This window comes from Mesorhizobium sp. P2_A8 (assembly GCF_056404935.1).
The window spans coordinates 550429-565513 of record NZ_JBFUDB010000005.1 but is presented as its reverse complement, the minus strand read 5'-3'; the positions used below and the strand labels follow the sequence as shown (position 1 = coordinate 565513).

At 63.4% G+C, this 15085-nt stretch carries 15 protein-coding genes; 8 read left to right on the top strand and 7 right to left on the bottom strand.

Annotated elements, in window-relative coordinates; translation table 11 throughout:
* Positions 1-30: 30 nt before the first annotated feature.
* On the bottom strand, positions 31-1164 hold the full coding sequence (locus AC1D10_RS17930; protein WP_379105792.1) for a site-specific DNA-methyltransferase: 1134 nt from the start codon (positions 1162-1164) through the stop codon (positions 31-33).
* Between the two features lie 177 nt (positions 1165-1341).
* Between AC1D10_RS17930 and AC1D10_RS17925 the strand changes: the two genes are divergently transcribed.
* Positions 1342-2031: an HAD family hydrolase gene (locus AC1D10_RS17925; protein ID WP_477274044.1), complete on the top strand. Its 690-nt coding sequence runs from the start codon at positions 1342-1344 to the stop codon at positions 2029-2031.
* Positions 2032-2073: 42 nt separating this feature from the next.
* On the opposite strand, the gene AC1D10_RS17920 is transcribed toward AC1D10_RS17925, so the two are convergent.
* Entirely contained in the window at positions 2074-2778 is a 705-nt protein-coding gene (locus tag AC1D10_RS17920) for a hypothetical protein (RefSeq protein ID WP_477274042.1), read from the bottom strand.
* A 128-nt stretch (positions 2779-2906) separates the two neighbouring features.
* Here AC1D10_RS17920 and thrC point away from each other — a divergent pair, with 128 nt between their 5' ends.
* The 4 genes from thrC to AC1D10_RS17900 are packed head-to-tail and all read left to right on the top strand — an operon-like array spanning position 2907 to position 9113.
* Positions 2907-4304, top strand: a complete 1398-nt coding sequence (thrC, locus tag AC1D10_RS17915; RefSeq protein ID WP_477274040.1) for a threonine synthase — start codon at positions 2907-2909, stop codon at positions 4302-4304.
* 14 nt (positions 4305-4318) lie between these two features.
* Complete coding sequence (locus tag AC1D10_RS17910) at positions 4319-5611, top strand: M16 family metallopeptidase (RefSeq protein WP_477274038.1); 1293 nt, start codon at positions 4319-4321, stop codon at positions 5609-5611.
* 14 nt (positions 5612-5625) lie between these two features.
* On the top strand, positions 5626-6222 hold the full coding sequence (locus AC1D10_RS17905; RefSeq protein ID WP_477274036.1) for a GNAT family N-acetyltransferase: 597 nt from the start codon (positions 5626-5628) through the stop codon (positions 6220-6222).
* A gap of 2 nt (positions 6223-6224) precedes the next feature.
* On the top strand, positions 6225-9113 hold the full coding sequence (locus AC1D10_RS17900; protein ID WP_477274034.1) for an EAL domain-containing protein: 2889 nt from the start codon (positions 6225-6227) through the stop codon (positions 9111-9113).
* Between the two features lie 17 nt (positions 9114-9130).
* Here the strand turns inward: AC1D10_RS17900 and AC1D10_RS17895 are convergent, their stop codons facing one another.
* On the bottom strand, positions 9131-9739 hold the full coding sequence (locus AC1D10_RS17895; RefSeq protein ID WP_091576862.1) for a YqgE/AlgH family protein: 609 nt from the start codon (positions 9737-9739) through the stop codon (positions 9131-9133).
* A gap of 170 nt (positions 9740-9909) precedes the next feature.
* On the opposite strand from AC1D10_RS17895, the gene AC1D10_RS17890 reads away from it, so the two are divergent.
* The 3 genes from AC1D10_RS17890 to AC1D10_RS17880 all read left to right on the top strand — a co-directional run bounded on the left by AC1D10_RS17890 (position 9910) and on the right by AC1D10_RS17880 (position 11875).
* Complete coding sequence (locus tag AC1D10_RS17890) at positions 9910-10716, top strand: protein-disulfide reductase DsbD domain-containing protein (protein ID WP_477274033.1); 807 nt, start codon at positions 9910-9912, stop codon at positions 10714-10716.
* Between the two features lie 103 nt (positions 10717-10819).
* Positions 10820-11302 carry a peroxiredoxin gene (locus AC1D10_RS17885; RefSeq protein WP_379105777.1) on the top strand — a complete coding sequence of 161 codons (483 nt, stop codon included), beginning with the start codon at positions 10820-10822 and terminating at the stop codon, positions 11300-11302.
* 96 nt (positions 11303-11398) lie between these two features.
* The gene (locus AC1D10_RS17880; protein ID WP_477274031.1) at positions 11399-11875 is read left to right on the top strand and encodes a DUF2938 domain-containing protein; all 477 of its coding nucleotides are present in this window, start codon (positions 11399-11401) and stop codon (positions 11873-11875) included.
* 5 nt (positions 11876-11880) lie between these two features.
* Here AC1D10_RS17880 and AC1D10_RS17875 read toward each other — a convergent pair whose 3' ends face one another.
* Genes AC1D10_RS17875 through ispH form a run of 4 tightly spaced genes read right to left on the bottom strand, consistent with a single transcriptional unit; the run spans position 11881 to position 15021 of the window.
* Positions 11881-12474: a histidine phosphatase family protein gene (locus tag AC1D10_RS17875; RefSeq protein WP_477274029.1), complete on the bottom strand. Its 594-nt coding sequence runs from the start codon at positions 12472-12474 to the stop codon at positions 11881-11883.
* A 41-nt stretch (positions 12475-12515) separates the two neighbouring features.
* Positions 12516-13046, bottom strand: a complete 531-nt coding sequence (gene rnhA, locus AC1D10_RS17870; RefSeq protein WP_477274027.1) for a ribonuclease HI — start codon at positions 13044-13046, stop codon at positions 12516-12518.
* Positions 13043-14005 (bottom strand): homoserine kinase, encoded by a 963-nt coding sequence (locus AC1D10_RS17865; RefSeq protein WP_477274025.1) that lies wholly within the window; start codon positions 14003-14005, stop codon positions 13043-13045. Before AC1D10_RS17865 ends, rnhA begins: the two co-directional genes overlap by 4 nt.
* Positions 14006-14010: 5 nt before the next feature.
* Positions 14011-15021 carry a 4-hydroxy-3-methylbut-2-enyl diphosphate reductase gene (gene ispH / locus AC1D10_RS17860; protein ID WP_477274024.1) on the bottom strand — a complete coding sequence of 337 codons (1011 nt, stop codon included), beginning with the start codon at positions 15019-15021 and terminating at the stop codon, positions 14011-14013.
* Positions 15022-15085 lie beyond the last annotated feature (64 nt).

The window sequence follows — 15085 nt, the reverse complement described above, 5'->3', positions numbered from 1 at the left end:
CAACGAGAATGAGCGGCAGTTGGCAGGGGTTCAGGCCCCTGCCCGCTCCATGCCGAGCCGCGCAATGCGGCGAAGCTCGTCGATCGGGGTCAGGCCGCCGCTGCGCTCATAGTGCCAGAAGGTCCAGCCGTTGCAGGCGTCCAGGCCCTGCACTTCGGCGCCGATCTTGTGGATCGAGCCGGCGCTGTCGCCGATCGCCACCGTGCCATCGGCGCGCACCTTGGCCGCCCAACGCTTCTTGGCATCGTAAAGCGTCGCGCCGGGCATCACCAGCCCGGTGTCGATGAGGCTGACGAAGGCGACGCGCGGCTCGGCACGCTTGCCGGTCAGCACGGTCAGGTCGGCGCTTTCCAGCGGCCGCACCGCATCGATGCGCTCATTGGCGGCGTCGATATAGGCCTGCTCGCGCTCGATGCCGACGAAATGGCGGCCGAGGCGCTTGGCCACCGCGCCAGTGGTGCCGGAGCCGAAGAACGGATCAAGCACAATATCGCCCGGTTTGGTCGAGGCCATCATGATGCGGGCGAGCAGCGCCTCCGGCTTCTGCGTCGGGTGCAGCTTGTCGCCATTGTCGTTCTTCAACCGCTCGCCGCCGGTGCAGATCGGAAACAGCCAGTCGGAACGCATCTGGATGTCGTCGTTCGACGCCTTCATCGCCTCGTAGTTGAAGGTATAGCCCTTGCCCTTCTGGTCGCGCGACGCCCAGATCATCGTCTCATGTGCATTCTGGAAACGGCGGCCACGGAAATTCGGCATCGGATTGGTTTTGCGCCAGACGACATCGTTGAGGATCCAGAAGCCGAGATCCTGCATCTTGGCGCCGACCCGGAAGATGTTGTGATAGGAGCCAATCACCCAGATGGTGCCATTGGGTTTCAGAACCCGGCGCGCCGCCAGCAGCCAGGCGCGGGTGAAGGCGTCGTAGGCCTCAAAGCTCTCGAACTGGTCCCAATCGTCGTCGACGGCGTCGACCTTCGACTGGTCGGGCCGGTGCAGGTCGCCGTCGAGCTGCAGATTGTAGGGCGGATCGGCGAAAATGACGTCGATCGACTTTTCCGGCAGCCGATCGAGCGCGGCGACGCAGTCGCCCTTGAGGATCGTGTCCAGCCATTCGGATTGCTGGGGAGCGTGGGATAGCTCGTCGAGAAGACGCACGGCTGACATTCTGACACCCAAGGCACGCGTTACAGTTTTACTCTCTGTTATGGTTACCGATCAGCGTAAATATTCGGTGAAGGTCAAACCTGCGGACTGGCGAATTTGCGAAGGTCGCCCTGTTGGTGTATGCCGCGCCGCCTGAGCCTTCCGAGGCCCCTTCATCCTCCCATTGTCCGGATCACCATGCCCCAGCCAGACCTTGTCATCTTCGATTGCGACGGCGTGCTCGTCGATTCAGAAATCATCGCCGCGCGGGTCGAGGCTGAATTGATAACCTTGGCCGGATACGAAATCTCGGCGGAGGAGATTGCCGAGACCTATGCCGGACTGACCTTCAAGGACATCCTGATGCGGGTCGAGGAAAAGTCGAAGATTCCCTTCCAGGCCTCACTGATCGACCGCGCCGAAGACCTGGTCGACCGCAAGTTGCGCAGCGACGTGCGCGCCATCGACGGCGTGCGCGATGCGGTCGCGGCGGTCACGGTGCCGCACTGCATCTGCTCGAATTCGCGCTCCGAGCGGATCGAATTCATGCTGGAGAAGGTGCACCTGCTGCCGTTTTTCGCCGGCCGGATCTTTTCGGCCCTGGAGATACCAAGCAAGAAGACCAAGCCGGCGCCCGACGTGTTCCTGTTTGCGGCGGAAAAACTCAACGCCAATCCGGCAAACACTTTCGTCATCGAGGATTCCGTACACGGCGTCCACGGCGCCAGGACGGCCGGCATGCGCGTGATCGGCTTCACCGGTGCCAGCCACAGCTATCCTGGCCATGCCGACGCACTGACCGAGGCCGGCGCCGAGACGGTCATCCGCCGCTGGGCGGAGTTGAAAAGCGTGATCGCGGCGCTGTCGGAGTGGTCGGCGGACGCCTGAGAGGCGTACGCAGCGACGCACGCCTCGTACAACTGCCGAGACTTAGTTCGTCGCGGCGGTTCTCTTCCTCTTCTTCGGCTTGTCCGCCGTCGTCTTCGGCGCGTTTTCATCATAGCCTGCATAGGCCTGATAGTCCTGCGCCGTCGGCTCAGGCACGACAACGTTGGAATCGGTGAAGACGAATTGCGTGGCGACCGACGAATCGGTGACCTGGACCTGATACGGGTGGATCTGCGAATAGAGAACATCCGTGCCATGCATCACGGCGACACGGATCGGCATGGTGATGGTGCCGGGAGAAAACTTCGGTCCCGGCACGATCTTGCCGGCGACCGCGATCTTCATCGTCAACTGGCCATTGGCGCGGACGCAGTCGCGGGTCACGTCGCTGATCGATGCCTGGTAGATGATCTTGTCCGAATTGTCAGGCGGTGTCGCAGCCGGGTCGGTTGCAGCCTGGTCCTCTGCTGCGTCGGCCTTTTTTCTCGACTTGGGCTTCTGGACGTCCTTGGAATAGGTGTTGAAGAAGGCCGTACCGTCTCGCACCATCACTCTCGGACAATAGGCCTGCAACTGGCTGGCCAGGACCTTTGGATCCTGTGGTGGCGGTGGCGCCGTCGGATCCTTCTTGCCGAAACCGAAGTTCAGGACGCCATTGTCGCTCGATTGGCAGCCGGCGGCGGCAAGCATAAAGCCGGTGAGCGCAAGTCCCGCCAAAAAGCGACCGCTGAATGTATGAAACGCCATGAAACTGCACTTCCCTCTCGCAAAGCTGGTGACGTATATCAACCGCGCGGCAAAAATGCGACTGAGCCAGCGCAGAAATTAACCACCTTGTGGTGAACGGAAATGTCAAGCAGTAACGGATTTGTGACATGCAATATGTGAGTACCCGCGGCGAAGCGCCTGTGCTTGGATTTTCCGATGCCGTGCTGGCTGGCCTGGCGCGCGATGGCGGGCTCTATGTGCCGCGTGAGTGGCCGCGGTTTTCCGCAGCCGAGATCCGCGCCATGCGCGGCCTCGCCTATCCCGACCTTGCGATCCGCGTGCTGTCGCCGTTCCTTGGCGACGAAATTCCGGCGCCCGTCTTCGAACGTCTGGTTCGCGAAGCCTATGCCACCTTCCGCCACGAAGCCGTCTGCCCGCTGGTGCAGACCGGCCCCAACACCTTCGTCCTGGAACTTTTCCACGGGCCGACGCTCGCCTTCAAGGACGTGGCGATGCAGCTTCTGGCCCGGCTGATGGACCATGTGCTTACCGAACGCGATCAGCACGCCACCATCGTCGGCGCCACCTCGGGCGATACCGGTGGGGCCGCCATCGATGCCTTTGCCGGGCGCAGCTGCACCGACATCTTCATCCTTTTCCCGCATGGCCGCGTCTCGCCGGTACAGCAGCGGCAGATGACGACGTCGACCGCGCAAAACGTCCATGCGCTGGCGATCGAAGGCAATTTCGACGATTGCCAGGGTCTGCTCAAGGACATGTTCAACGATCACGGCTTTCGCGACCGGGTTGCGCTTTCAGGCGTCAATTCGATCAACTGGGCCCGCATCATGGCCCAGATCGTCTATTATTTCTCTTCGGCGCTGTCGCTCGGCGCGCCGGACAGGCCGGTCTCCTTCACGGTGCCGACCGGCAATTTCGGCGATATCTTCGCCGGCTACGCCGCCAAGAAGATGGGCTTGCCGATCGAGCGGCTGGTCATCGCCACCAACGACAACGACATCCTGGCGCGGACTTTCGCGACCGGCGAATACCGCACCAAAGGCGTCTTTGCGACCACGTCGCCGTCGATGGATATCCAGGTGTCGTCCAATTTCGAACGTTTGCTGTTCGAGGCCTCCGGCCGTGAGGCGGCGACCGTGCGGCGCTACATGGACGGCCTGAAGCAGTCCGGCGCTTTCACCATCGAAGCCCGGGAAATCGCCAGCATGCGGTCGGAATTCGATGCCGGCCGCGCAACGATGGACGAGGTCGCCGCCACCATCCGCTCGACGCTGACCGCCAGCAACTATCTCCTCGATCCGCACACCGCGGCAGCCGTGCATGTCGCGGCGGGCAAGGCGACAGGCGCCGTGCCGATGGTGGTGCTGGGCACCGCCCATCCGGCAAAGTTTCCGTCCGCCGTCGAAGCCGCCAGTGGCGTGTCGCCGGCACTGCCCGCATGGCTAGGTGGGTTGATGACATCAGAGGAAAAATACACGGTACTTCCATCCGACCTGAAAATGGTGGAAGATTACGTCGGCCGCCGCGCGCGGGCGGCGCGTTAGGGAGTAGTAGCCATATGGGTGTTGAGGTAAGCCGTCTGTCGAACGGCCTGACAGTCGCCACCGAAACCCTTCAAAGCATCGAATCGGTTGCCCTTGGTGCCTGGGTCAAGTCAGGTGCCCGCAATGAACGCGACGACGAGCATGGCATGGCCCATCTGCTCGAGCACATGGCGTTCAAGGGTACGAAAAGGCGAAGCGCCTTCGAAATCGCCTCGGAGATCGAGGACGTCGGAGGTGAGATCAATGCCGCCACCAGCGTCGAGACCACCTCCTACTATGCCAGGGTGCTCTCCGACGACGTGCCGCTGGCCGTCGACATTCTTGCCGACATCCTGCAGGAGTCCGAGTTCGACCCGCAGGAGCTCGAACGCGAGCAGCATGTGATCCTGCAGGAGATCGGCGCCGCGCACGACACGCCCGACGACATCGTCTTCGACCGTTTCACCGAGACGGCCTTTCGCCACCAGACCATCGGCCGCTCGATCCTGGGCACGCCGGAAACCGTCAAATCCTTCACCTCGAAGCAGTTGCACGATTTCATCGAACGGCAATACGGCGCCGAGCGCATGGTGATCGTCGCTGCCGGCGACATCAAGCACGACAATTTCGTGCGCGAGGTCGAAAAACAACTCGGCGGCTTCCGCAGCAAGGCCGACAGCACCATCCCGCAATATGCGCAATATGTCGGCGGCGACTTCCGCGAGGACCGCGACCTGATGGACGCGCAGATCGTGCTGGGCTTCGAGGGACGCGCCTATCATGTGCGCGACTTCTATGCCTCGCAGGTGCTGTCGATGATCCTTGGCGGCGGCATGTCGTCGCGTCTGTTCCAGGAAGTCCGTGAAAAGCGCGGCCTGTGCTACTCGGTCTATGCTTTCCATTGGGGCTTTTCCGACACCGGCGTCTTCGGCGTCCATGCCGCGACCGGCCAGAGCGACATCGCCGAACTGGTACCGGTCATCATCGACGAGCTGCAGAAGGCCGGCGAGAACATCCTGCAGGAAGAACTCGACCGGGCCCGCGCCCAGTATCGCGCCGGGCTGATCATGTCCGCCGAAAGCCCGGCCAGCCGCGCCTCGCAGATCGCACGGCAGCTGCTTCTGTTCGGCCGGCCGATCGCCAAGGAGGAATTGATGGAGCGGCTGTCAGCGCTGACGATCGAGCGGCTGACCGACCTGTCGTCACGGCTGTTCTCGACCAAGCCGACGCTGACCGCTGTCGGGCCTGTGGGTACGCTGGCGCCATACGAGGCGATCCTCGAGTCGCTTGCGGGCACGCAGACCACGGCCCGCAAGCTCGCCGTCTAAGCCCCCAAAGCGTCGTGTTCGCGCTCCCTTTCTTTCGCCGCGATCTACCGGCGCTGAAGGGCGACCGCGTCACGCTGCGCGTGCCCTTCACGAATGACTACCGCGAATGGGCGACGGTGCGCGGCGAAAGCCGTGCCTTCCTCGAACCATGGGAGCCACGCTGGACTCCCGATGAACTGGACCGCACCGCGTGGCGGCTGCGCATCAGCCGCTATCGCGAGGACTATGCCCAGGGAACGGCGATCGCCTTCTTCATCTTCGAGAAAAGCAGCGGCAGACTGGCGGGTGGCATCACGCTCGGCAACATACGCCACGGGGTCTCGCAAAGCGGCCATGTCGGCTACTGGATCGGCGAGCGCTTCGGCGGCCGTGGACTGATGACCGACGCGGTCAAGGTGGTGGCGCGCTTCGCCTTCGATACGCTGAGGTTGCACCGGATCGAGGCGGCCTGTATTCCCGACAACGCCCGGTCGATCCGCGTGCTTGAAAAAGCCGGATTCCGGCGCGAAGGACTTCTGCGATCCTATCTCAGGATCAACGGCATCTGGCAGGACCACTACCTCTACGCCCGGATCGCGGACGATCCGCCGGGCGCGGGAACGAAGGACTGATTTTGACGAATTTCCTGCGAAACGGGCCGCTGTTCGCCTTTGTCCTTGCGGCAATCCTGACGCTGTGCGCGGCATCGTCGGCCTTCGCCGTCGAGCCGATCAAGATTGCCCGCGACGACGTCGCGCTCGATCTGTCGGGCGCCGTCGAGATCTACCGGAACCAGGGCGAGAATTTCCAGGTGTCGACCGCTCCCGGGCCGGACGGCATCGTGCGGCGCATCGAGGTCGAGGCCAACGATGCGCGGTCGACCGGCGACTGGGCGGTGTTCGCGCTGGCCAACACCACCGACCAGCAGCTCGACCGGCTGATCGTCGCGCCGCATTTCCGGCTGGTGAACTCCGGCATCTTCTGGCCCGATCTGGGCTCGACCCGCATCGCCGCCATCACGCCCAGCGAGGGCTTCGCGCTCGACCGCCAGACCAGCCCCGACGCCGACGTGTTCCGGGTGACGCTGAACCCGGGCACGGTGATCACCTTCATCGCCGAGCTGGCCTCGCCAAAGCTGCCGCAGGTCTATCTGTGGGATCCGGAATCCTACAAGGACTCGGTCAATTCCTACACGCTGTTTCGCGGCATCGTCATCGGCATTGCCGGCCTGCTGGCGCTCTTCCTGACCATCCTTTTCGTGGTCAAGGGAACGTCGATGTTCCCGGCGACCGCGGCACTCGCCTGGGCGGTGCTTGCCTATATCTGCGTCGATTTCGGTTTCCTCAACAAGATCATCGAGATATCGCCCGGCAACGAGCAGATGTGGCGAGCGGGGACGGAGGTGGCGCTGGCGGCGACCTTCGTGGTCTTCCTGTTCGCCTATCTCAATCTCAACCGTTGGCACGGCCATTTCAGCTATGGTGCGCTGGTCTGGATCCTCGGACTGGTGCTGATCGCCGGCGTCGCCATCGTCGATCCGGCGGTCGCCGCCGGCATCGCCAGGCTGTCCTTCGCCGCCACCGCGCTGACCGGGCTCGGGCTGATCATCTTCCTCGGCATACGCGGCTACGACCGCGCCATCATGCTGGTGCCCAGTTGGGTCATGGTGCTGCTATGGCTATGCGGGTCGTGGATGGCGATCACCGGCATGCTCGACAACGACATCGCCCAGCCGGCATTGGGTGGCGGGCTGATCCTGATCATCCTTTTGATCGGCTTCACCGTCATGCAGCACGCCTTTGCCGGCGGTGCGCTGCACCAGGGCCTGTTCTCCGACCTCGAGCGGCAGGCGCTGGCCGTCGCCGGATCGGGCGATACGGTGTGGGACTGGGACGTGCTGCGCGACCGCGTCGTCACCAAGCCCGATGTCAGCATCCAGCTCGGCCTGGCGCCCAACAGTCTCGGCGGTGCCGCGCGCAACTGGCTGCCGGTGCTGCATGCCGACGACCGCGACACCTTCCGCACGACGCTCGACGTGGTGCTGGAACACCGGCGCGGCCGGGTGTCGCAGAACTTCCGCCTGCGCGGCGCCGACGGCCACTATCACTGGTTTTCATTGCGGGCTCGCCCGGTGATCGGGTCGGACGGCGAAGTCATCCGCTGCGTCGGCACCATGGTCGACGTCACCGAGCAGAAGAAGTCCGAGGAACGGCTGCTGCACGACGCCGTACACGACAATTTGACCGGGCTGCCGAACCGCGAACTTTTGATGAACCGGCTGGAAGCGATCATCTCGATCGCCCGCACCGAAGAGAAAGTGCGTCCGACCGTCTTCGTCATCGACATCGACCGCTTCAAGCAGGTCAATGACGGGCTCGGCATCTCGGCCGGCGACACCATCCTTTTGACCATTGCGCGCCGGCTGCACCGGCTGCTCAAGCCGAAGGATTCGCTGTCGCGCTTTGCCGGCGACCAGTTCGCGCTGATGCTGTTGTCCGAGCAGGACCCGGCCCGCATCGCGGCGGTGGCGGATGCAATCAAGCACGCGATCAACAACCCGATCACCTTCGCCAAGCGCGAGATCGTGCTGACGGCGTCGATCGGCTTGATCACCTGGAACTCGCCCCAGATGTCGGCCGAGGACATGGTCAAGGATGCCGAGCTTGCCATGCATCAGGCCAAGCGCTTCGGCGGCGACAGGATCGAGCCGTTCCGCCCGGCTTTCCGCACCGTCGGCACCGACAGGCTGCAGTTCGAATCCGACCTGCGACGCGCCATCGAACGGCGCGAATTCACGCTCGCCTACCAGCCGATCGTGCGGCTGGAGGATGGCAGCGTCGCCGGCTTCGAGGCCCTGCTTCGGTGGGATCATCCGCGCCGCGGCATGATCCCGCCGGCGGACTTCATTCCGGTCGCCGAAAACTGCGGGCTGATCGTGCAACTCGGCCTGTTCGCCATGCAGCAGGCGGCGGAAGATCTCGCCGGATGGCAAAAGCAGATCGGCGACGCGCCGCTGTCGGTCTCGGTCAACCTGTCCAGCCGCCAGCTCATCCGCCGCGATCTGGTCAGTGATGTCCGCTCGGTCATCGCACGCGCCAATCTGAAGCCGCGCTGCTTTCGGCTCGAGCTCACCGAATCGCTGGTGATGGACAATCCAGAGCAGACCGCCCATGTACTGACCAAGCTGAAGCAGCTCGGCATTGGCCTGTCGCTGGACGATTTCGGCACCGGCTATTCCTCGCTGGCCTATCTGACGCGTTTCCCTTTCGACACGATCAAGATCGACAAGAGCTTCGTCGACGACAACACCCCCAAGCGCGCGGTGCTGCTCAAATCCATGGTCAACATGGCGCATGAACTCGGTCTGTCCGTCGTCGCCGAGGGCATTTCGGACGAAAGCGATGCGCTGGAACTGCGCCAGATGGGCTGCGAATATGTGCAGAGCTTCATGTTCGGCGCACCGATGCCGGGCGACCAGGTGCTGAAGACGCTGAAGGAACAGTATCCGCTGACACAAGCCTGAGAGCCTCTGTGATGAGGTCAGGCGTGTCCTGCGGCAAGGCTGAGATGCGCCAGATCGATGCCGATCGAGGCGAGGATCCGGTCGTATTTGCGCTCGATGTCGGTGTCGAACAGAAGCTCGGCATTGGCCGGACAGGTTAGCCAGCCATTCTCGGCGATCTCGGTCTCCAGCTGGCCGGCGCCCCAGCCGGAATAGCCGAGCGCCATCAGCGCGTGACGGGGGCCACGGCCAGACGAAATGGCGCGCAATATGTCGACGGTCGCGGTCAGGCAGATGTCGTCCGAAACGGTCAGCGACGATTCCACCCGGTAGTCGCCCGAATGCAGGACGAAGCCCCGGCTGCGGTCGACGGGTCCGCCGTTGCGCACGACGAAATCGCGCGCCTGCGCCGGCAAGCGGATCGCTTCCTGTTCGTTCATGATGCCCAGTTGCACGAGCAGGTCGGGAAACAGCATCTGCTGTGTCTGGTTGATGATCAGCCCCATCGCGCCTTCATCGCTGTGCGCGCAGACGTAGATGACCGAGCGCGTGAAACGGTCGTCCTTCATGCCGGGCATGGCAATCAGGAACTGATCGTCGAGAAAGCCGCGGCTGGCGGCTGTCTTCTTGTGGCGCAACAAGTCCATGACGGCGAGCGTAACGCGTTTCCAAAGCGCCGAAAAGATGCGCCGTGCGTGATTCGACCAAAGCCCATACCGCCGGCTCGAGCATTCCTTCCCTCAAGGTCACGCAAATATGATACCGGCAAGGGTACGAAATCATTGCGCGGCCACGAACGGACGATCAAATCACCGCCATGCAAAGCTTGAAAATCCTGCTGCTCGGCGCCGCCATCGGATTGGCGACCGCTCTTCCCGCCGCCGCCTCCTCATCATCGTGGTACAACAGCGAAGGCGGCAAGGTCCGGCTGGTGACAAGCGGCAAAGCCGATGCCGCCGGCCGCATCCAGGGCGTTCTCGACATAGCACTCAAGCCCGGCTGGAAGACCTACTGGCGCGATCCGGGCGACGCCGGCGTGCCACCGCAGCTCGACATTTCAGGCAGCACAAACATCGCCGACGCCCAGCTTTCCTTCCCGGCGCCGCAGCGTCATGACGAAGGCTATGGCAAATGGGCAGGCTACGACTATCCGGTTTCGCTGCCGGTGGTGTTCACCCTTTCGGCGGCGAAGGATCCCGCCGTGATCGACGCCGACATCTTTCTCGGCATTTGCGAAACGATCTGCATTCCGGTGCAGACGCGGCTGACCGTCGACCCCGGCTCCGATCCGGACAATGCCGAAGACACGGCGCTGGTGAAGGCGAGCTTCGCGGCGTTGCCGACACCCGCAAGGTCCGACTTCGGCATCAATGTGCTGCCGGGCGACCACGAGACGCTGGTTGTCGAAGCAAGCTTTCCCGGCGATCCGGAGGCGGCTGATTTCTTTGTCGCCGGCGAGCGGGATTACATGTTCGGGACCCCTGCCCGCAGCGAAAAGGACGGCAAGCTGATCTTCACCGTGCCGATCCTCGACCGCCCTTCGACGACGCCGACGGATGGCGGGCTTCACTATACGCTGACGAGTTCGACCGGCGCGGTCGAAGGGCTTTTGCCGTTTCCTTAAAGCGCGCCGCATCATGTACTGAAGCCGCCTCGATGGTTGCAGAAGGCCGCCGAGTTCGCTACGCAAGCACACGCCCCTTCCCGATTTTCCAAGCGAGAAATTCATGACCATTTCCGTTGGCGACAAGCTGCCTGAAACGACCTTCAAGACGATGACCGCCGATGGCGCGAAGCCGATCACGTCGGCCGAGATTTTCTCGGGAAAGAAGGTCGTGCTTTTCGGGGTTCCTGGAGCCTTCACGCCGACCTGCAGCAACAACCATTTGCCCGGCTATCTCGAGAACCGTGACGCCATCCTGGCACGCGGCGTCGATACCATCGCCGTCGTTTCGGTCAACGACGCTCACGTCATGGGCGCCTGGGCGCGCTTCACCGGCGGCGAGGGCAAGATCCTCTATCTCGCCGACGGCAGTGGGGATTTCGCCAAGGCAGTCGGCCTCGACAACGACCTGTCCGCAGGTGGCATGGGACTGCGCTCGAAGCGGTTTTCGATGATCGTCGAGGACGGCAAGGTCACCGCGCTCAATGTCGAGACCAAGCCCGGCGTCGACGAGTCCGGCGCGGCTCACATTCTGGGACAGCTCTGACGCCCCGGCGATGATTTCGGGCGTGACGTCGCAACGGTCGCTTGCGCCGGACGACCGAGCTTGTTCTGAACTGTCGGATTTTGGGGAGGTCCAACGATGTTTGACATCTTCTGGCGCACCATCGCGATCGGCATCGGCGCCACCGCGCTGATGGATATCTGGGCCTTCTTCCTCCACAAGGCATTCGGTCAACCGCGGCCGAATTGGGGACCGGTCGGTCGATGGGTCTGGCATCTCCGCGACAAGGTCTTTCACGACGATATTGGCGACGCGGCGCCCTACACGCATGAAGTGGTGCTGGGCTGGGCCTTTCACTATCTTGTCGGCATCGCCTACGGCATCATCCTGGTGGCGTTGGTGGGAGCGGCCTGGCTGGCGGCGCCGACCTTCCTGCCGGCTTTCATCCTCGGCATGGTCACCGTGGGCGCCGGCTGGTTCCTGCTGGCGCCCGGCATGGGCGCCGGCTGGGCTGCCTCGAAGCGCCCCAACCCGATGCAGATCCGGGCGCTTAACCTGGTGTCGCACACGGTGTTCGCGCTCGGGCTCTACGGCACGGCGCTGCTGATCCGGTAGCCCGGTCAATCGTCGCGACGCTGCATCGGCGCGTCGATCGGCCGCCAGCCGTGGATAACGCGGCGTGCGCCGATGTCATAGGCGAAGTGGTTGCCGCCGCCCGCCGGCTGATCGGCTTCGCGGCTGATCTTTCGGCCGCCGAGGGCGAGCAGCAGGAGCGTTCCGACGCCGCCATGGCCCACGAAAGCTATGGCGTCGGCGCCAGCGGTACCGAGCACGGCGTCGACCTCGCTCACGATCCGCTGCTGGGCATCGATGGCCCGCTCCCATCCGCGAACGCTTTTGTGCGGATTGGCGAAGAACTGGTCCGCGACCGCTTCGAACTCCGGCGGCGGCAGGAAGCCCGTTGCCGATCGGTCATTCTCATGCGTCCGGGCCCTCACTTCGATGGCGAGGCCGAGATGCGTTGCGAGGATTTCGGCGGTTTCCATCGCCTTGCGCTCAGCCGACGACACGATACGCCCGATCGATCCAACCCAGGGCTGATCGAGCATCGCAATCGCCCTCGCGCGTCCGATGTCGGATAGACCCCATTCCGGCACGGGAATGTTGGCATCGACCTGAACCTGGGGATGGGTGACATAGTACAGGATCGGCACGATAGACGTCTTCCTGCGTGAGAGCCGCCCCCTCCCGGAGTTCAATAACTCTGGGTCGAGCGCCGTGCCTTCGCCACTGCCGGCTGGGTTGCCTGCGCAGTTGGCCTTGGCGCAGCAGCAGGCTTGACCGGGCCTTTCTTGAACGGTGCCATGCCTTCGCGCGCGAGTTCGTCGGCGCGTTCGTTCTCCGCATGGCCCGCGTGGCCCTTGACCCAGTTCCAGGTCACCTTGTGGCGCCTGTTGGCCTCATCCAGCGCCTGCCAGAGTTCGCCATTCTTGACCGGCTTCTTGTCGGCGGTCTTCCAGCCGTTCTTCTTCCAGCCGTGGATCCACTTGGAAATGCCGTCCATGACGTATTTGCTGTCGGTGTGGAGATCGACCGTGCAGGGTTCCTTCAACGCGTTGAGCGCCGAAATGGCGGCGAGCAGTTCCATCCGGTTGTTGGTGGTCTCCGCTTCGCCGCCGGAGAGCTCCCTGGTGGTGCCGTTGAAGCGCAGGATCGCACCCCAGCCGCCAGGGCCGGGATTGCCCGAACAGGCGCCGTCGGTGAAAATCTCAACCTGTTTGTTCATGCCAATCCATATTCCGAAGGAGATCTGATCGCCCGATGGAACCGCATCCTGCGGATATACTCGGTCGGATCGCGTTTCATCACCAGCCCGCCATTGGGAACGGTCAACCAGTCGTAGAGCCGGGTCAGCATGAAGCGCAGCGCCGATCCGCGCGCCAGCATCGGCAGCGCCGCATTTTCCTGTTCGCTCAGGGGACGCACGCTCTGATAGCCGGCCAGCAATGCCTTGCCCTTGGTCAGGTTGAAGGAAAAATCCTTCTCGAAGCACCAGGCGTTGAGGCAGGTGGCGACATCGTAGGCGTAGAGGTCGTCGCAGGCGAAATAGAAATCGATCAGACCGGACAGCCTTTCGCCGAGGAAGAACACGTTATCCGGGAAAAGATCGGCATGGATGATGCCTTCGGGAAGGTCCTTCGGCCAGTTCCGCTCGAAGTCGGCGAAGTCGGCATCGACCTCGGCGGCCAGGCCAGGCTCAACCTCGTCGGCGCGGTCGCGGGACGCATTCCAAAGCTTGCGCCAGCCGTCGATGGCGAGCGCATTGGGACGGGTCATCGAAAAATCGGCTCCGGCCAGATGCAGGGCCGCCAGGGCTTTGCCGACCTCGGCACAATGCGTTGCCGCCGGCCGCCGCAGCGAAAGCCCTTCGAGAAAGGTGATGATGACCGCCGGCCGGCCGGCGAGCGTGCCGATGACGCTGCCGTCATGCGCGGTCACCGGCAGCGGACAGGACACGCCTTTTTTGGCGAGATGGTCCATCAGTCCGAGGAAAAACGGCAGATCCGCCTTCTCGACGCGCTTTTCATAGAGCGTCAGGATGTAGGAGCCGCTAGAGGTGTGCAGCAGGAAGTTCGAGTTTTCCGTGCCTTCGGCGATGCCCTTGTAGGACAGGAGATCGCCGACCGGATAGTGCTTGAGGAATGCGCCGAGTTCACCTTCGGCAACGTCGGTGTAGACCGCCATGTGCCTTACGCGGCTCCATTGACGAAGGCCATGTCGGCCCGCGTCAGTTCGACATCGCGCAGTACCCGCATGACCGGAAAATCCTCCGTTTCCGTGGCCGTGATGGCCAGGTCGATCGTGACATCGAAGCGCTGGCGGAACGCGTCGATGATCTCATCGACGATGATCTCCGGTGCCGATGCCCCTGCCGACAGACCGAGCGTCGAGATGCCGGCGATGTCATTCCACGGAATCTCGGCGGCGCGCTGCACGAGAAGCGACATCGAGGCGCCGGCACGCTCCGCCACTTCGACAAGACGCCGCGAATTGGAGGAATTGGGCGCTCCGACGATCAGGTAGAGATCGGCGCCGGCCGCAGTTTCCTTGACCGCCTCCTGGCGGTTGGTGGTGGCGTAGCAGATCGATTCCGCAGCCGGGGCATGCAGGTCTGGAAAGCGATCCTGCAAGGCACGGATGATGCCGGCGGTGTCCTCGACCGACAGCGTGGTCTGGGTAACGAAGCCGAGCGCCTGCGGATCGGCAGGCGCAAGCTTCGCCGCGTCGGCCTCGGTCTCGATCAGCGTCACCGCGCCGTCCGGCAGTTGGCCCATTGTGCCGATCACCTCGGGGTGTCCGGCATGGCCGATCAGCAGCACATGGCGGCCCAGCCGCTGATGGCGCATCGCCTGCTTGTGGACCTTCGACACCAGCGGACAGGTGGCGTCGAGATAGAAGAGGTTGCGCGCCCGGGCATCCGCCGGCACCGATTTCGGCACGCCATGCGCCGAGAACACGACCGGCGACTCCCGATGCTCAGGGGGAATCTCGGAGAGCTCTTCGATGAATACGGCGCCAAGGCTTTGCAGTCCCTCGACGACGTAGCGGTTGTGCACGATCTCATGGCGGACATAGACCGGTGCGCCATATTTCTTCAGCGCCAGCACGACGATCTGGATGGCGCGGTCGACGCCGGCGCAAAAACCGCGCGGCTGGCAGAGCCGGATCGTCAGGGGTGGCTTGGTGGTTGTCTGAAGCATTAAATCCGGGCCGGTTGATCAAAGCCGAAATGAGGTGCCTACCCCCGCCCTGTCAAGGGCAGCG

Bases quoted from the DNA above. Each gene is read 5' to 3' on its own strand.
- AC1D10_RS17920 (WP_477274042.1), bottom strand. From the start codon at position 2,778: ATGGCGTTTCATACATTCAGCGGTCGCTTTTTGGCGGGACTTGCGCTC.
- thrC (WP_477274040.1), top strand. From the start codon at position 2,907: ATGCAATATGTGAGTACCCGCGGCGAAGCGCCTGTGCTTGGATTTTCC.
- AC1D10_RS17865 (WP_477274025.1), bottom strand. From the start codon at position 14,005: ATGGCGGTCTACACCGACGTTGCCGAAGGTGAACTCGGCGCATTCCTC.
- ispH (WP_477274024.1), bottom strand. From the start codon at position 15,021: ATGCTTCAGACAACCACCAAGCCACCCCTGACGATCCGGCTCTGCCAG.
- AC1D10_RS17910 (WP_477274038.1), top strand. From the start codon at position 4,319: ATGGGTGTTGAGGTAAGCCGTCTGTCGAACGGCCTGACAGTCGCCACC.
- AC1D10_RS17930 (WP_379105792.1), bottom strand. From the start codon at position 1,164: ATGTCAGCCGTGCGTCTTCTCGACGAGCTATCCCACGCTCCCCAGCAA.
- AC1D10_RS17925 (WP_477274044.1), top strand. From the start codon at position 1,342: ATGCCCCAGCCAGACCTTGTCATCTTCGATTGCGACGGCGTGCTCGTC.
- AC1D10_RS17890 (WP_477274033.1), top strand. From the start codon at position 9,910: ATGCAAAGCTTGAAAATCCTGCTGCTCGGCGCCGCCATCGGATTGGCG.
- AC1D10_RS17895 (WP_091576862.1), bottom strand. From the start codon at position 9,739: ATGGACTTGTTGCGCCACAAGAAGACAGCCGCCAGCCGCGGCTTTCTC.
- AC1D10_RS17880 (WP_477274031.1), top strand. From the start codon at position 11,399: ATGTTTGACATCTTCTGGCGCACCATCGCGATCGGCATCGGCGCCACC.
- rnhA (WP_477274027.1), bottom strand. From the start codon at position 13,046: ATGAACAAACAGGTTGAGATTTTCACCGACGGCGCCTGTTCGGGCAAT.
- AC1D10_RS17885 (WP_379105777.1), top strand. From the start codon at position 10,820: ATGACCATTTCCGTTGGCGACAAGCTGCCTGAAACGACCTTCAAGACG.